The 16522-nt window shown below is 57.6% G+C and carries 13 protein-coding genes; 9 read left to right on the top strand and 4 right to left on the bottom strand.

Annotated features, from left to right (window positions below; translation table 11 throughout):
* The first annotated feature begins 122 nt into the window (after nt 1–122).
* Nucleotides 123–1223 carry a glycosyltransferase family 2 protein gene (locus tag IVA80_RS05740; RefSeq protein WP_247426447.1) on the top strand — a complete coding sequence of 367 codons (1101 nt, stop codon included), beginning with the start codon at nt 123–125 and terminating at the stop codon, nt 1221–1223.
* Here IVA80_RS05740 and IVA80_RS05735 read toward each other — a convergent pair.
* Nucleotides 1213–2529, bottom strand: a complete 1317-nt coding sequence (locus IVA80_RS05735) for a hypothetical protein (protein ID WP_247426445.1) — start codon at nt 2527–2529, stop codon at nt 1213–1215. The genes IVA80_RS05740 and IVA80_RS05735 overlap by 11 nt on opposite strands.
* A 141-nt stretch (nt 2530–2670) precedes the next feature.
* On the opposite strand from IVA80_RS05735, the gene IVA80_RS05730 reads away from it, so the two are divergent.
* The 6 genes from IVA80_RS05730 (at nt 2671) to IVA80_RS05705 (ending at nt 10211) form a co-directional block, all read left to right on the top strand.
* The gene (locus tag IVA80_RS05730) at nt 2671–3795 is read left to right on the top strand and encodes an acyltransferase (protein WP_247426442.1); all 1125 of its coding nucleotides are present in this window, start codon (nt 2671–2673) and stop codon (nt 3793–3795) included.
* 209 nt (nt 3796–4004) lie between these two features.
* Nucleotides 4005–5354 carry a glycoside hydrolase family 16 protein gene (locus IVA80_RS05725; RefSeq protein WP_247426439.1) on the top strand — a complete coding sequence of 450 codons (1350 nt, stop codon included), beginning with the start codon at nt 4005–4007 and terminating at the stop codon, nt 5352–5354.
* Nucleotides 5355–5524: 170 nt separating this feature from the next.
* On the top strand, nt 5525–6625 hold the full coding sequence (locus IVA80_RS05720; protein WP_247426437.1) for a glycosyltransferase family 61 protein: 1101 nt from the start codon (nt 5525–5527) through the stop codon (nt 6623–6625).
* Between the two features lie 13 nt (nt 6626–6638).
* Nucleotides 6639–8195 (top strand): lipopolysaccharide biosynthesis protein, encoded by a 1557-nt coding sequence (locus IVA80_RS05715; RefSeq protein WP_247426435.1) that lies wholly within the window; start codon nt 6639–6641, stop codon nt 8193–8195.
* Nucleotides 8192–9274, top strand: coding sequence for a GDP-mannose 4,6-dehydratase (gmd, locus tag IVA80_RS05710; protein ID WP_247351167.1), 1083 nt, complete (start codon nt 8192–8194; stop codon nt 9272–9274). The genes IVA80_RS05715 and gmd overlap by 4 nt, the downstream gene beginning before the upstream one ends.
* The gene (locus tag IVA80_RS05705; RefSeq protein WP_276006876.1) at nt 9255–10211 is read left to right on the top strand and encodes a GDP-L-fucose synthase; all 957 of its coding nucleotides are present in this window, start codon (nt 9255–9257) and stop codon (nt 10209–10211) included. Before gmd ends, IVA80_RS05705 begins: the two co-directional genes overlap by 20 nt.
* A gap of 81 nt (nt 10212–10292) precedes the next feature.
* On the opposite strand, the gene IVA80_RS05700 is transcribed toward IVA80_RS05705, so the two are convergent.
* Complete coding sequence (locus IVA80_RS05700; RefSeq protein ID WP_247426433.1) at nt 10293–11093, bottom strand: FkbM family methyltransferase; 801 nt, start codon at nt 11091–11093, stop codon at nt 10293–10295.
* A gap of 310 nt (nt 11094–11403) precedes the next feature.
* On the opposite strand from IVA80_RS05700, the gene IVA80_RS05695 reads away from it, so the two are divergent.
* Nucleotides 11404–12534 (top strand): polysaccharide pyruvyl transferase family protein, encoded by a 1131-nt coding sequence (locus tag IVA80_RS05695; RefSeq protein WP_247426431.1) that lies wholly within the window; start codon nt 11404–11406, stop codon nt 12532–12534.
* A gap of 10 nt (nt 12535–12544) precedes the next feature.
* On the opposite strand, the gene IVA80_RS05690 is transcribed toward IVA80_RS05695, so the two are convergent.
* Nucleotides 12545–14212, bottom strand: coding sequence for a putative Ig domain-containing protein (locus IVA80_RS05690; RefSeq protein WP_247426429.1), 1668 nt, complete (start codon nt 14210–14212; stop codon nt 12545–12547).
* Between the two features lie 277 nt (nt 14213–14489).
* On the opposite strand from IVA80_RS05690, the gene IVA80_RS05685 reads away from it, so the two are divergent.
* Nucleotides 14490–15308 (top strand): glycosyltransferase family 25 protein, encoded by an 819-nt coding sequence (locus IVA80_RS05685; protein ID WP_247426425.1) that lies wholly within the window; start codon nt 14490–14492, stop codon nt 15306–15308.
* 64 nt (nt 15309–15372) lie between these two features.
* Here the strand turns inward: IVA80_RS05685 and IVA80_RS05680 are convergent, their stop codons facing one another.
* Nucleotides 15373–16512 (bottom strand): glycosyltransferase, encoded by a 1140-nt coding sequence (locus IVA80_RS05680; protein ID WP_256467345.1) that lies wholly within the window; start codon nt 16510–16512, stop codon nt 15373–15375.
* Nucleotides 16513–16522 lie beyond the last annotated feature (10 nt).

The following is a 16522-nucleotide window of genomic DNA, read 5'->3' as shown; positions in this document are numbered from 1 at the left end:
GGAAAGCCCATGCTAGAGAGTGCACTCTTTCGTAGACAGAGTGTTTGGTCACTGAACATCTGTTGAACATGTGTCGGCAGTCATATGATGAGTATCCTCAACACGAGTATTCTCGGCGTCCAATGCTGAAGCCGACACCAAGACACACTGTGGTGCGGGGCGCCGAACTGGCGAACCTACCGAGCCTTTCCGTCATCATTCCGAATCACAACTACGCCGCTTACGTGGGATCTGCGATCCGCAGCGCACTGGATATACGATGGCCGAAAGTCGAAGTGGTCGTCGTTGATGACGGTTCGACGGACACTTCGCTTGACGTCATCAACGAATTTGCAGACCAGGTCGCGATCATCAGCCAGGCGAACGCCGGGCAGATGCCGTCTTGTGTGAACGGCTTTCGCAGATCCTCCGGCGACGTCATCATATTTCTCGACTCGGACGATGCGCTGCATCCCGATGTGATGACGGAGATTGCATCCGTGTGGTCGGAGGTTGCGAGCAAATATCAGTTTCAGATGCGCGTTATCGACGCAAAGGGGCAGCCGACTGGAAATGTCCTGCCGCAGTTCTTCTCCCGTCCAGCCTCGGAGGACATTCTCAGGTGGATGACGATGACCGGTGCCTATCCGACGCCGCCGGGGTCGGGAAATGCCTACCCAAGATGGTTTGTCGAGCGTGTTTTCGGCTTTGAATCCGACTTTGTCGACCGGGCGCCGGACAGTTATCTGCTGGCGGCCGCTCCCGCGTGTGGTCATATCGTGACGATCACAAAGCCCTTGGCTGACTATCGCGTGCACGGCCTCAATCACGGGGCCTTCCTTCAACTGGACGATACCCGCTTTGCGAGAGAGATCAACCTCACGCGGCGGCGCTACAAATTCTTTACCGAGATCGCGAGCACCGAGAAACTACTGGTGGCGTCCGATGCGCTCAACAGAAATGTCATATTTCTTTGTTTGCGGACCGCGTCGTTCAAGCTGCGGCCAGATCTCCATCCAATCGCCCAGGACAGCGCATTGCGTATCGCGGCCGATGCGCTTCGGGCCGTTGCGACTCCGCAAGGGTTCTCTAGATCCCAGCGCATATCGTTGCTGGGCTGGATTTTGTGCGTGCTGATCAGTCCGCGGTACTTTCGACGTGCCCTCGTGAGCTTGCGGTACGTGCCCGCCCAGCGGCCGAAATGGTTGCGCGCTTTGCTCGGTGTATTCCGCGTCATTCGATGATTGGGGCAGGGCTGGACTGCATCCGTTGGACGGAATCTGGACGGTGGATCGACCTCAGACGGGCGCCTGGCGGCTGCGACCATACGCACAGCATTGCCATCATGATCAGAAATGGAGCCATGGCGAGGTTGCCGCCGCCGAGCTGATAGCAAGCCAGCATCGTCAATGCGAGCATCGAGTTGTCTTTCCTGAATATCGAGAGGAGGAGATAAAACAGGAAAAGTATAAGCCCAATAATTCCATAATCTGCGACGAGCTTGAGAACGGGATTTCCGCTGCCGCCAAAGTAGGCAGGCGACCGCTCCAATCCGCCGGGCCCGGAGCCGATAAGCACTCTGTCGGTCTGAAAGAGATAGTTCCAGGTCTGTAATTGTGCGACGTAGCGTGCATAGCCGCTCGACTTGGTTGAACCGAATTCGTCCAATCTATTAACGATAGGATCGAAGGGTTCCGGCGCAACGAGGTAGGCAGTTCCGATCATCAAGACAGCGATCACTCCAATGGCGATAACGCGCAGCGATTTGAGCGGAGCAATCAGGGGATAGACGCCGAGTGACACGGCGAGCACCAAGAGGCCCGATCCGGATCGAGTCAGGACGTATGAGATGGCGTACAGCGGGAGATAGCTAAATCGCCGCAAAAGGAAGACATCGACGATTACACCTATAGCGAGTAATTGGGATAGTGCTCCGGGCTCCATCGGGAAAAACCCGTTCGCGCGTCGATTCAAGGACCCATAAAATTCCACCGCATTTTGATTGTACGCAGATTCAACGAGGATCGGATCAAGCGCCGGGATTGCATCCTTGAATGAGAAGATGCGTATGCCGCCGAACTGGAAGACAATCTGAACGATGGCCAGAACGGCGCACAAGCGAACATAGAACAGGAAAGTGGGAAGGACGGCCTCGTTCGAGAATCTTGTTGAGGGTCCGAATAGGAAGATCGAATTCGTGACAAGAACCATCGCAAGCGACGCCGGGCTGGTCTCCACACCGCGATCAGGAGATTCGGCTGCGGCGACTGCGCTGACGAGAAACCAGATGACGACAAGTCCGAACGCGAGAGTCTGCGGCCCGCGTAGGCGCACAAGACCAACCCACCGTCCCCACGCGACGAGCGCAAAGAATCCGAACAACGAAAAGAAGATCTGTCCGGTTCCTACGAGGAGTCCGAAGCGCTGCATGCAAATGCACAGAATGAAGGCGATATGCGCGAAAATGACGCTGTTGCTCTCGTCACTTGACGCTGCTGTAGCGCGCTTGTTAGACGAGCTTCTGGCTGGGAATGTATCGAGGCTCACCATGTTCGGACTCGTCGATTCCTGTTTCTTTGCGCCTCCGTTGGTAGTGTCCGCTTGGGCGGCGCGGGACAACAATCGCGATCGACCTTGGTCTCGCTCGTGAGGCTGTTAACCCTCTATACTAGAGCCGGTAGCAACTTCCACATGGAACACGACACGAGCGCAAGATTTAACCCTTACGTTCATGGCGCCAGAGGTTTGTTTTGCCTCATGGTATTCGTCTATCACGTTGTTCATTCCGGACTCCCGACGTTCGAGTTGTTTGCCAGGGGGCTGTTTGGAGAAGCGCTGCAGACCGGAAAGTTCGGTGTCGAGTTTTTTTTCGGCATCAGCGGAATCGTCATTCTGCCAAGCCTGTATCGAGCATCCTCGGTCGTGACCTTTATCCTTGACCGCTATGCGAGGATTCTTCCGGTCCTCTGGGTTACGGTTATCGCGATTGCGATTTTCGGCTGGCTTTCAGGAAAGGGTCAAAGTCTGCTGCTGGTGGGCGCAAATCTGCTGGCACCGCCTCCATTTATTGACGTCATTCAAATCAATCCTGCTGCGTGGTCGCTCGGATACGAATTCCTGTTCTATGGCGTATGCGCCGTCGTCTTCCTGATCAGCGGCTTCAGTCGGCCGCTGGCGTTGACGCTGGCCGCCGGTTCGCTGATCTTCGTCGTGTACTACCCCCGCGCGCTCCTGATGATCGGCGGCGTGCTTGTTGCGGAGAAGTGTCTATCGTCGACGTTATTGCAATCCTTGGCGAAATGCCCGGCTATCTTCTTCGTGCTGTTCTTGACTGTCTGGAGGGGCCTCGAGCTTGTCAGCGCAACGGATTACGTGGGCTTTGTCACGCCGGCGCATCTCTCATTCCATGACTGGATCTCTGCTTTTCCATTTGTCGTTCTTGGTGGCGTCTTTGGGACCATTTTCCTGCTGGGCATGTCCCTCGGAAACGGTCCGTTCGGAAGAATGCTCCGTTGGCAGGTCATGCAGTGGTTGGGTACGATCAGCTTCAGTTTCTATCTCTGGCCGCCGCTCGTCATGGCCGGGATCAAGCTAATCATGTATCGAACCGGTATGGTCGATGCGTTGGGCCACGGGTCGCAACTGGTGTTCTTCCTGCTCTCGCTTCCGCCGTCGCTTATCGTTGCAACGATCAGCCATCGGTTCCTTGAAGTGAAGGCGACGGGACAGATTCGAAAACGGATTGATAAGATCTCGAAGGTGAAGCCGGTAGTTCGGCCGATCATGGAGGACGCGACAGCGAACGAGGGAACCTGATTGGGGAGCAGTCAAATGTCCTTGAGCAGTCGACAAGTCATCGCCTCAAAACGATCGCAAGTTGAACATCTACTCGGGAAAAAGCAGCAGGGCCGTGTGCTTGAGCGCGCCGGCTCGCGGCGTGGCAGCGTCACCGTTGCCATCGTCTTTGCGCATTGGGCCGGCACAGCGTCCCCGCCGGAGCCAACAGCCGAACCGAAAGGATCTCGATGATGATCGCAGTCGCGCGCAGGCAAGTCCTTTGTGTTGCCTCGATAGTTCTTGCGCTCGGATCGGCAACGCCAGCGTGGTGCGCCGGCTGGGAGCTGGTGTTTTCGGACGAGTTCAATGGCGACAAGCTTGATCGAACCAAATGGGCGACCCGGTACATCTACAACAACGAAACGATGGACCGGTTCAACGACGAAAAGCAGCGCTACCGCGACAATCACGTGGTGTCCGGAGGTGTCCTGAGTCTGACTGCAAAAAAGAATGAGGCGTCGGACACGTTCGATTCCGCGATGATCCGAAGCCACCAGACATTCTATTACGGCTACTATGAGGCGCGGGTCTTTCTTCCAAATGCGCGGGGATCGTGGCCGGCATTCTGGCTCGAAGCCGATTACGACATCGATGGAAAATTTTGGCATCCACCGGAGATCGACATTTTCGAGTATGTCATCAACGGCGTGGAAGACAAGCCGAACATGCTGCACTCGAACGCCATGAGCAAGGACAAGTGGACGCCGCAGTCCTACACCTACGTGGACAACTCGTTCGTGCTCAGGTTTCAGGACATGGTCAGCAAGGAGGACCTGAATAAGGATTGGCATATTGCCGGTTTCGTTTGGGCGCCTGACCGCATTTCGTTCTTCTGGGACGGCCGCCTCATCTACACGCGCACGTACCAGTGGCTCAGGAAGGACGACCAACTGGGGCCGCCGGCGCATATCGATTTTAATTTCGCTGTCGGCGGAGCGGCTTGGGCAGGCCGGCACGGGATCGATGACGCGGCTTTCCCGCAGACGTTCAAGATCGACTACGTTCGTGTGTGCCAGTTCACAACGTCCGAGCGGGGAGGCCGGAAATGTGGTCCGAGCGACGTGACACCCGATCCGAACGATTTTGGATATACGGCAGCGCTCAACGATATGCCGAAGCCGACATTCCTCGACGTGACGAAGGTGGTAGCGGACAAGAAGCCGAATGCAGGGGTATTGTCGCTGAACACGACCGATCCGCTCAAGATCGAAGTTCCGATCAAGATTCCGGATGACTATCCGACAAATCGAACGCTTCAGGTATACATCTTCGACGAAACGACCGGCGCCATCGTTGCATCGGCGAAGAAGCCGCTGCAACCGGTCTCTCGCAAGGAAGGGGACGGTGGCGTCAGTGTAATCGAATTTGCGCTGCCGGCCGTGCCGCGCGAGGGCAACTATCTGCTGGGCAGCAAATTGACGGCTGACGTTGCGGGCGAGGTTGGCCCCAAAGAAGTCCCCGTTGCCTGCGACACTACGCTGATCCAACCAAAAAAAGCCCGATCTTGCCGTCTATTGTCGCTGCATGTGGGACGCTGATCGGGATCCGGCGCAAGTACAACTCATCGTGATCTGGATCAGGCCGAGTAGCGCTGGTTCGGATCGGCAAGCTGTCCGATGTCGGTCTGAGTTTTGCTTTGGCTGTGGCAGGTGAGCCCCCTCGTGTGGGCTTACCCGCCACAAGCGGTGTCTTGCAAAGGTAATCGTCCATGAACTCCAAGGTTCGGGCCGTCAGGCAAATCCTCCGTGGTGCATTGCGCGGCAGCCCGAGCCGGCTCTGCGATCATCGCACGTGGCGAAGCGAACATCCGCACACCTGGCTGACTGCAGTCGAAGAAGAGGTGCTAGCGCGGAGGGCGCCGATTCGATTCGGCAGCCGCGACGCAGGGTTCGGTGAAAGCGTTGACAATAGAATGCCTGAGCTGGGCGTTCTCAGCCTGAACAACGCCCGCATCCTCGGTCCCGACGGTTGGCTCGTGACAGAAGATGGATCGCTGCTCTACGAGAGCACCTGGTACGGATCGTCTTTCTCGCGCCATCCAAGATCAATTGCCTACGGAACACCGCTGCCGCTGAGCGGCACCTGTCTCGCGCTGGCGAGTGATTTCGCCGGAGGGAACTATGGGCACTTCCTCCTCGATTGCCTGGGACGCCTGGCGCTTTTCCGGAACAGTGGCCTATCGCTCGATGACGTGGATTATATCTATTTGCCCAAACCGACATCCGAAACAGCAGCCAAACTCGTTCGCCGGCTTGGAATTTCAATGCACAAGTGCGTGTGGGCAGGCCAGGACGATATCCAGGCCGATCTCGTGATCGGCACTTCGTTTCCGGGCTTGCGGCGGAACTATGCGCCGTGGCTCACTGAGTTCTTCCGCTCGCAGGTAGCCAAGTCGCCGCTTCGTCACGACAGGCGCGTATACGTTCCGCGCAAAGGGCAAAGGAAGGTCGCCAACGAAGAAGAGCTGATGCCTGTGCTGAAAAAGTTCGGCTTCCAAGTCTACGACTTTGCTGATGTCGAGGATGAAGCGACGTTTTTCTCGGAATGCTCGATTGTCGTTGGCCCACATGGTGCAGGCCTGACAAATCTCGTATTCTGCTCACCGGGGACAAGGGTCCTCGAGCTGATACCCTCAGACCACGTGCATCCCTACTACTACACGATCGCAACATCCGCGGGCGCGGAATATTCTTACATTGTGGGACCCAGCAACGGAACGCGCCCGCAGGGCACGTTTGGACCCAGTCCATTCGATTTCGAGGTTGCGCCTGACATCTTCGAGCGCGCGCTGGAAACCATCTGTCAATGAACGAGCGTTGAAAATGGTCGCTACTGGTGCGCATGCGGGGCTTCCTTTGTCGAAAAATTCAATCGCCATCGGAGCTGCCTGGATCGGCGTGAGCCGGCTGGTAGTCGCCAGTCTCGGCTTCATGAACACGCTCATATTGGCGAGAATGCTCACGCCGGAAGATTTCGGCCTGGTTGCCGTCGCGACGGCCATCATTGCTATCCTGACGTCGATGACCGAACTGTCCCTGACATCGGCGCTCATTCACCACAAGGCCCCAACTGAAGACCAATTCCACGCCGCGTGGACGTTGAGCATGGCTCGCGCTTGCTTGCTCGCACTCCTGCTGTCGTTACTCGCTTATCCGGTGTCATTGTCCTACGGCGACGGCCGTTTGGTTCCGATCCTGTTGGTCCTGAGCTGCTCGATTGCGATATCCGGTCTTCGAAATCCGATGCTCGCAATGATGCAGCGTCAACTCGTCTTCTGGCAGGAATTTGTGACGAGCATCAGCCGGGCGCTCGCAACCGTTCTGGTCTCCTCTGGGATCGCCATTTGCTTCAAGAGCTATTGGGCGCTGATCGCCGGGGCCGTCGCCGCCAATCTCGTCGACGTCGTCGCCTCCTATTTGATCCGGCCGTTCCGGCCAAAATTCCGGATAAAGGGCAGTCGCTCCCTGTGGTCGTTCTCTGTGTGGCTATCACTCGGACAGGCCGTCAGCACGCTGAACTGGCGTTTCGACCAGATCATCATCGGATATTTTCTCGGGAAATCCGCCCTGGGCGGATATGTGCTGGGCAGCGACCTGGCCGCCACGCCGACAAGAGAAGCCACAAACCCGCTCGCAGGAACGCTGTTTCCCGCGTTCGTCAAGCTGAGGGACGACAAAGCCGCCCTGCAGCGAGCTTATCTGTCGGCGCAATCAATGCTGTGCGCGATCGCGTTTCCGGCGGGGTTCGGCTTCGCGCTGATCGCCGATCAATTCGTGCCGCTTGCTCTGGGTAAGGCCTGGGCAGGCGCGACGATCGTGATCCAGCTTCTCGGTGGCGCAATTGCGTTGCATACGCTCAGCGCGACCGTCCAGCCCCTTGGTCTGGCTCTTGGGCAGACCCGCAGATTGTTTCATCGCGACGTTGCGATCCTGATCGTGAGGCTGCCTGTCATCGTTGCCGGCTTGTGGGTAGGAGGGATACTTGGCCTGCTTGTCGCTCGCGTGGCGGTTACGCTCGGCGGTGTCGTATATAACATGGTCCTCGTCCGCGAGCTGATCGACACTTCTGTCTCCCGGCAATTTCTCGTGAATCTGAGGACCGTGCTGTCCACCTGCGCAATGATCATTGCCGGTCTTCTGACCAATTGGGCTTTCGTCACATTCTTTGGCCATGAGTCTCACGTCTATGCTCGATTGATCGCTGTAGTTTTCGTGAGCGTTCTTGCCTATGTCGGGTCACTGTTTGGAGTCTGGCGAGCGGCAGGCTCGCCGACTGGGCCCGAGCTTGAGATCCTGCGAATCCTCGTCGCAATTGCCAATAGATTTGGGAAACTGGGAAAATCGTCAATGACAACCGTGCAGCCGGGTGAGCAAATATGAATGAAAGGTCGAAGCGCCGCGTCGCGCTGATTACGGGTATCACTGGTCAGGACGGTGCCTATCTCGCCGAGTATCTGCTCGGCCTGGGCTACACCGTCCACGGCATCAAGCGGCGCTCGTCCTCGTTCAACACCGCCCGCGTCGATCATCTCTACCAGGATCCGCATGCCGGCAACGTGCCGTTCCTGATGCATTACGGCGACATGACGGATTCAACGAATCTGATCCGCCTGATGCAGCAGATCCGGCCGACCGAGGTCTACAATCTGGCCGCGCAGAGCCACGTCGCGGTCAGTTTCGAGAGCCCGGAATACACCGCGAACGCGGATGCGATCGGAACGCTGCGGTTGTTGGAAGCGATCCGGATTCTCGGCATGGAGAAGGAGACGCGGTTTTACCAGGCGTCCACCTCCGAACTCTACGGCCTCGTGCAGGAAGTGCCGCAGAAGGAGACGACGCCATTCTATCCGCGTTCGCCTTACGGCGTCGCAAAATTGTACGGCTACTGGATTACGGTGAACTACCGTGAGGCCTACGGCATGTATGCTTGCAACGGCATCCTGTTCAACCACGAGAGCCCGATCCGCGGCGAAACCTTCGTCACCCGCAAGATCACGCGCGGCGTCGCCCGTATCGAGACGGGCCTCGAAGAAATGCTCTATCTCGGCAATATCGAGGCCAAGCGCGACTGGGGCCATGCCAGGGATTATGTCGAAGGCATGCACATGATCTTGCAGGCCGACGGGCCCGACGATTTCGTGCTAGCAACCGGGGAGACTCGCTCGGTGCGGGAGTTCGTGGAGCTCGCCTTTGCCGAAGTCGGCCGCAGTGTCGAATGGCGGGGCAAGGGCGTCGAGGAAACCGGCATCGACAAGAAGTCAGGAAAGATCGTGGTGCGGATCGACCCGACCTATTTCCGTCCCACCGAGGTCGATCTCTTGATCGGCGATCCCAGTAAGGCGCGCGAGAAGCTCGGTTGGAAACCCAGGACCCCGTTCGCGCAACTGGTGAAGGAAATGATGGCGGGCGATTTGCTCGAGGCCAGGCGAGAGGTTGCCAATGGTAAGCACTCCGTTTGAACTGGCCGGTAAGACCGTCTTCGTTGCCGGCCATCGCGGCATGGTTGGCGCCGCGCTGGTGCGGCGGCTGGCAGAGGAAAATGTCGAGCTGCTGACGGTGTCGCGGAGCGAGGTCGACCTGCGCGACCAGTTCGCTGTCGACAAATGGTTCGCTGCAAAGCGTCCGCAGGCAGTGTTCCTTGCTGCCGCCAAAGTCGGTGGCATCGTCGCCAACAACACGCTGCGCGCCGAGTTCCTTTACGATAATCTGGCGATCGCAACCAACGTCATTCACGCCGCGCACGTCAATCGATGCGAGAAGCTGATGTTTTTCGGCTCATCCTGCATCTATCCAAAGCTCGCAGCCCAGCCGCTGCGCGAAGAGTCGATGCTGACCGGCCCGCTGGAGCCGACCAACGAGCCGTACGCGATCGCCAAGATCGCCGGCATCAAGATGATCGAGGCGTATCGCAGCCAGTACGGATCAAACTTCATTAGCGTGATGCCGACCAATCTTTACGGTCGCGGCGACAATTATCATCCTGAATACAGCCACGTCGTCGCGGCGTTGATCTGCCGCTTCCACGAGGCCAAGATGTCGGGGGCGAAGAACGTTGAGGTGTGGGGCACCGGCACGCCGCGGCGCGAATTTCTCTTCGTCGGCGATCTGGCGGACGCCTGCATCCACCTGATGAAGACCTATTCGAGCGGCGATCTCGTCAACATCGGCACCGGCGAGGACATCACGATCGCTGAATTTGCTCGCGTGGTCGCGGCGATCGTCGGCTATTCCGGCGAGATCAGCTATGACACCTCGCGCCCCGACGGCACCCCGCGCAAATTGCTCGACGTCAGCCGGTTGGCGAAACTGGGTTGGCGGGCCAAGACCTCACTCGTGGATGGGCTCACGCTGGCCTATCAGGCGTATCTCAGCGAAAATGCGCAGGCGGAGGAGTAGGGACCGCTACCGCTTCGTTGTGCGGGCCAACGGTCGCGTGAACGCGCGCCCGTTGTCGGCAGTTGGCGCGATTCGGGGCGATCACTCCGGGGTGAACCAGCAGTTCGGCAGCGCGACGTCGTCTCTGTTTGCGACGTTTCTCCTGTCGAGGTCGTGAGGAAACCTTCTCGCAGGCGTCCGACGAGATACGCGATCCTTGCGCAAGAACGAGAATTCCATGATCGGGGGGACCTTCAAGTCCCTGTATTCGATCGGTTTGAAGTAATTATTTGGATGGATGTGTACGACGTCGAAGTGCTTGGTGATCTTCTTGAAAACGGCTCCGATGAGTTTGAGACCGATGGGATTGAGAAGTCTGTCCAAGGAATGGAACTCGATAATCATGATCCTGAAGCGGTTCAGGTACTCTGAGCTCGTTTCGATGAGAACCTCGTATTCACCGCCCTCAATATCCATCTGGAGAATGAGGTCGCCGGTCTGAGGGCCCTTTCTCGACATCCAGTTCTGCAAAGTCATGAACTTGGCGTTGTTTTCGTTGCCGAGGAATTTCTTTTCGAAATCCAGCAGATCATTCTGGATCGCGGGTGCATCCACCGAGAAGTCAGCCAGGAAACACGGTATGCCGCGTCTGGCGAGCCCGAGCTCGAAATCAGAGACGTTGTAAACGCCGGGAGAAAAGCAACCGACGCATCCATCCAGGTCGTCCGGAACCAGATAGCCACCATCAGCCGGTCCGCCCAGTCGAATCAATTTCTTGTCCGTTGCCACAGGGAAGAGGTCCCGCAAGTACTCCCTGAGCTCCTTCTCGTTTGAGGTGCCGGATATCATAAGGTCGTTATCGAGCAGGCGTGACTTCACATAGTCCTTCAACAAACCAATCATGCGGTTGACTCCGAGCTCGCTAACGCATCCGGGTGCCGCTTGCTGCAAGAAGCGGCACCCCGGGTAGGTTCGTTACCTATGTTCGTTGCGATGAACACATTTGCCTACCTTAAGACTTCAATAGATTCGATTTTTGTCATGAATATGTGCCGTGCTGTCGGTAATCGGCAGCGTTGCCGACACTGCCTTCGGCTGCTAAGCGGATCTATTCCGTTCTCTGGAATCTGATCTGGTCCGCGCCGGCGAGGGACACCAGGGGACGCGAGAGCAGTAGCAAGTACCTCGCGGAACGCGGAAGTGGATTTGTCGAATGCGGATGTTGGGTAATGCATCAGAAGCCGTTCGATGCTGTGATGCGGCCGGCGGCAGCGAAGAGTTCAGGACGATGGCCGAAAATCCCATGAAGGGTTCTCGTACCCTCATCACGGAATTGCAGAGTGAGATCGACAGGGTCATCGGGCCCTATCTGGAAGGCGTCGACGACTTTGCGCTGGTTGACTTCCCCAACCATCCAAATGTGGGAGACAGCGCCATATGGTTGGGTGAAGAGACCTATCTGCAAAAGAAGCTGGGCAGAGCGCCGTCCTACGTGTGCACCTACGACACCTGGGCAAAGGAGGATTTTGAACGAGCGGTTCCTGCCGGACCTATCCTCATCCATGGCGGCGGCAATTTCGGTGACCTGTGGCCAAGTCATCAAGAGTTTCGTCTCAGGCTTCTATCGGAGTTTCCCGACCGCCAGATCATCCAGTTGCCGCAAACCATACACTTCTCCTCGAAGGCAAGCCTCCAGCACGCCGCGGGCATCATTAACGCTCACAAAAAGTTCCTGATTCTGGTTCGCGACGTGCAAAGTTTGAAGGTCGCGAGAGAGAAATTCACGGCGCGCGTCGATCTCTGTCCGGATATGGCATTTTGCCTGGGGCCGCAGAGCTTGCGAGCGGCAATAACGAGGAATTTGTTGCTGCTGCTTCGAACCGATCACGAGAAGGTAGAGCGGGCGCGTTCTCGTCCGCTTCCGAGCTTTGCAGTTGTCGAGGACTGGTTGACGGAACAGCGCGGCCTGGGAAAGTGGTTGTTTCTCAAGGCGCTGCTTGAGACGTCCCTTCTCGTGTTCAAAGGCAGGATGCCATCCGAGCTCGACGTGCGCATTCGATGGTTTCACCTTTTGGCGTCGAACCGTGTAGCGCGTGGAATGAAGCAGGTTGGATCGTCGGCTTATGTGATCACGGACCGGCTTCACACGCACATATTTTGCGTGTTGTTAAATCTCCCGCACTCGGTCCTTGACAACAATTATGGAAAGATCAGCACTTTTGTCGATGCCTGGAGCAAGCCCTTCGAGAAGTTGGGCCGACCATTGAGCACGAGTGTGGACGAGGCGGTCGCAACCTTTCTGGATATATGCAAAGGCGCTCCGGCGTCGTCGGATCAAGGATGACGGTCGAGCATCATCTTCCGTCCAGGCGGCTCGCCGGATCGTGCGCGTCGACAGTAAATGTGGTCGCCCTCGTTGTTGTCTGGCCCGCGTTGTTTGTGCAGGAGATTGTCAGGGTGCTGACCCCTGTTGCCGTTGGTGCGCCGGTGATGAGTCCTGTGGAGGCGTCAAAGGAGAGACCCTGCGGTAGTCCTTTGACGGACAGGATCTTCGGCATCATGACGCCGGCGTCGCACTGCCCATAGATATCGTGGCGGTAGCGGTCGCCCGCGGCGGCCGAAAGGGGGCCGGTCGTCATTCGTGGGCCGCGATTAATGGAAAATCGCAGGGGTTCCATCGTCGAGCCATCAGGCTTGTAGCCATAGACGACCACGTGAGACCGCCCGGCATTGCCCGTGCCGGCGGTGAAGTCCGCCCTGACCGTGCGCGAGGCCGCGTCGTACGAAATTCCTGCCGGGAATTGCGTAAACGTCGTCTGCTCTGCCATGCCCGGTTCGGAGCTGTCGTAGGGTACGACCTGGACGAATTCGGTGACGCTTGCATCTCCCCAGAGGGCCTTGGCGCTCGGGAGCACGACCTTGCCGATGCCGTCATAATCGACATTAAGGCCTTCGACAGAAACCAGCGGCTTCCAATGCGCGACGCCTGCCGTCCGCCAGCCGCGGATCCAGTCCACGTCGAGATAGGCGGTCGCCGAGCCGGCCCACGCCGCGGCGTCATACGCCTCGCCGGCGAACGTATTGTTGAATATGTGTGACGTCAGCAGCACAAATGAGGGCATATTCTTGCTATTGGAGTCCACGCCAACAAACTGGGACCGAAGGGCACCATCGACGTAGAGCTGGGTGCTTCCGCCGTTTCGAAAGACGAAGCTGAAGACGTGGAACGTATCGTCCATATAGTCGAACGGTCCGGCGCTGTTGTCGGTCGAGATTGCCCCCGACGTGTGGACGATATTGCTGAAGTGCATCCCTTGAGAGTTGCATTCCAGATCCCACTCGTTGCCGGTTGGATTGAGCACGGGTGCGACGGAATAGGTCCAGAATGCTGGATGAAAGCCAGCCGGATTTGTAAGCCTGGAGCTGAACCGGGCACGTATCTCGATGATGACGGCGTTGGTGGTGGGATAGTATGCAAATGCCCCGGCCGTATGGATCATCGCGGAGAGGTGCGGGCGGACGCCACCGTTGATGGACCGGTCGGTCGGTGTAAGGAATGCCTGCTCGCGCACTGTTGCCTTGCGCGCCCCGAGCCGCAGCACCGAACTGGAAACCGACATGTTGTCGAAGCCGACCGCAACGCCGCGGTTACGGTCTTTGTAACCTGTCGATAGCGGGTCGGCATCAAAGGCCGTCCCTAGCGACGTGGTATTGCCGCGGATGCCTGGATGATAGGCGCCAGTCGGGAAGAACTTGCCGCGCGGGTTTGCCGGACCAACGATATCGAGGGTGTCGAAATCGTCACCCCAGGACAGCGTATAACCGGCATAGAACCCACTGCCATTCTGGCCGACGACGGCGCCACCGACGATCTGGCTGCTTCGCTTGAAGGGCGTGATGGATCGCAGGCGTTGTCGCACACCATCGTTGCTCAGGCCTAGATAAAGTGCTGAGCCAGCAACAACCAACGATGCGACGAAGATTGCTGCCATGGTGCCGTTGATTCGACGCTTTGATGGCATCCACGCCTCTCTTAGCTTAAGACCGTCATGATTTTCGCGACGTACGCATTCACTCGCAAGTGAGGACCCTTCGGTTCGCACCAGGGCGTCCGAATGCGGACCCTTTCAGCGTATAGCCGCAGATTTCGTCCTGACGGGATAACAATGTGAAACATCGTCGCGAGCATGGCAGCCTGGGCGCTTGCCTCCTCCTTGTCAGCAGAGACAAGTTCGCGCTAATCCTTTCGAGATCATGTGCAATGCGGTTCCAAGTTGACAGCGCAGGACTGACTAACCAATGGGCAGCGATCTCAGAGTTGTGGCGATTAGTTTGCCCGGTTCCCAGCGCCGCGAGCGCGCGAGTGCAAATCTGGATTCGCTTGGTATTCCGTGGACCTTCTTTGATGCCCTGCGTGTGCCAGCCACGGGCCTGCCGCAATATGATGAAGCGCTGGCCATCCGCTTTTGGGGCAGGGGCCTTTCACGAGCCGAGATCGGCTGCGCCGCGAGCCATATGAGCATCATGGCGCAAATAGGGGCATCGGACACCGACGATTCATGGACACTTGTGGTGGAAGACGACGTCGTTCTCGATGCCGGATTCAGCTTTCGATCGCTTCCGGATATTTGCAAGGCTGCCGAGATCGGTTATCTTCGGCTGTATGGGCGACACATGGCGCCCAGCAAGCATGTGGCCTGGCTGGATCAGCGGGAATTGGTGCGGTTTGAGCGCGCGCCAATGGGAACGCAGGCCTATCTGATCTCCAGCCGCGCCGCGCGTCGATTCATCGACAGCGTGACGACGATCCATCGGCCAGTCGACTGGGAGATGGATCGCTTCTGGGCAAATGGGCTGTACAATTATGGCTTGTTTCCATTTCCGTGCCTTGAGCTGACGCTGCCATCGTCGATTGCAAAAGCGGCCGAGTCGCTCCGCGAGCCGACAGCGCTTGACAGGGCGGCGTGGTTTGCGTGGAAATCGAAGGAATACGTTCTGCGCTTGTCGGAAAATATTCGCCTTCGCCAGTCCGACAGGCGGATTCGTGCCCGCCTTGCCGGCGTAACCAATCTTTACGGGCCAATGCCGGAGACAATCCGCAGGATCGAAAGCTTGTGATTGACGCTTGGAGGGCGGGCGACGAGGATCTGACGAGGTGGGTTGCCTTTAGGCCACGCCGCATTCAGGCGTGCTTGCGTCGGATGACGCTGCCGAACCTCTGGAGCGGCCTCAGGAGTTCTGCCCTGTTGAACCGGAGCATGATCAGCAGGTATGCAAGCCAGGTCGGACTCAAGAATAACGCAGTGAACCAGACGATATGAGAGGCGGCGGTCCGCCATCGTGTCGTCTCGGTTAGGGCGAGACATATGCCACGACGCAGAAGCGAGCTCGACGTGTCCGCGTCCTGCGCGACATACCTGACTCCCAATTTTCGCGACGCTAGGCGATAGTTGACAAAGACGATCTCGTTATCGATTGGCCTTGCAGCTTGCACATGTACCGACGTCCTGTCGCAATGCGCCTTCAGGATATCGAACTCGGCGACGCGAAACCCGATTTGCCTGGGGAAATCGGGAAAGCGCTGCGCGCGGCCCTGCGCGTCGTTCCGGCTGATATTTCGGCCATGGAGCCGATATTGCCCCAAGGTTGCCTGTACCGTGACGACGTCCCCGTAAAGAGGCGCAATCGAGTTGAGAGCGCCGTCGTATCCAACGGGCGGGTTGAGAGGGATGACCTGGCGAAGAAACGCTCTGGAATACGCATTTCCCGACATGACCGGCCAGATGTACGTTCCCGACCGGATAAATGCTGCATGCACGTCCTGTGATGTATACGACTCCGGAAACGCACAAAAAGAGCGTCCAAGAGGCGTGCCAGCGCCGTCGATGAGTTCTAGATTGAATTGAACTTTCGAGACACCCTCGCGCCAGTGTGCGACGACATTTTCCACTGCTGTCGGCATCAGGATATCGTCTGCATCGAGGAACAGCAGCACATCGCCTGTCGCTTCGCGATACCCGACCTCGAATGCTGCGATGTTGCCTTGGTTTGCCTGAAATACGGCTCGAATCTTGTCACCATACCCGGCGATGATCTGACGGGAACCGTCGATCGAGCCATCGTCGACGACAACGATTTCATCCGCCGGACGCGTCTGATTCAACGCGCTGTCGATTGCCAATCCGACATACCGTTCGTAATTGTAGACTGTTATGACGATGCTAATCTTCAACGTGTGTCGCTCAGGAAATCCGCCAGTGTCACCGAAGGCTATCAATCCATGCGTTGATGAGCCAGAAGTAATTTCACGGTCCGCAAGCATGGTTGGTGAG

It is taken from the genome of Bradyrhizobium sp. 139, from assembly GCF_023074175.1.
Taxonomy (GTDB): domain Bacteria; phylum Pseudomonadota; class Alphaproteobacteria; order Rhizobiales; family Xanthobacteraceae; genus Bradyrhizobium.
This window is presented reverse-complemented; position numbering and strand designations above follow the sequence as displayed.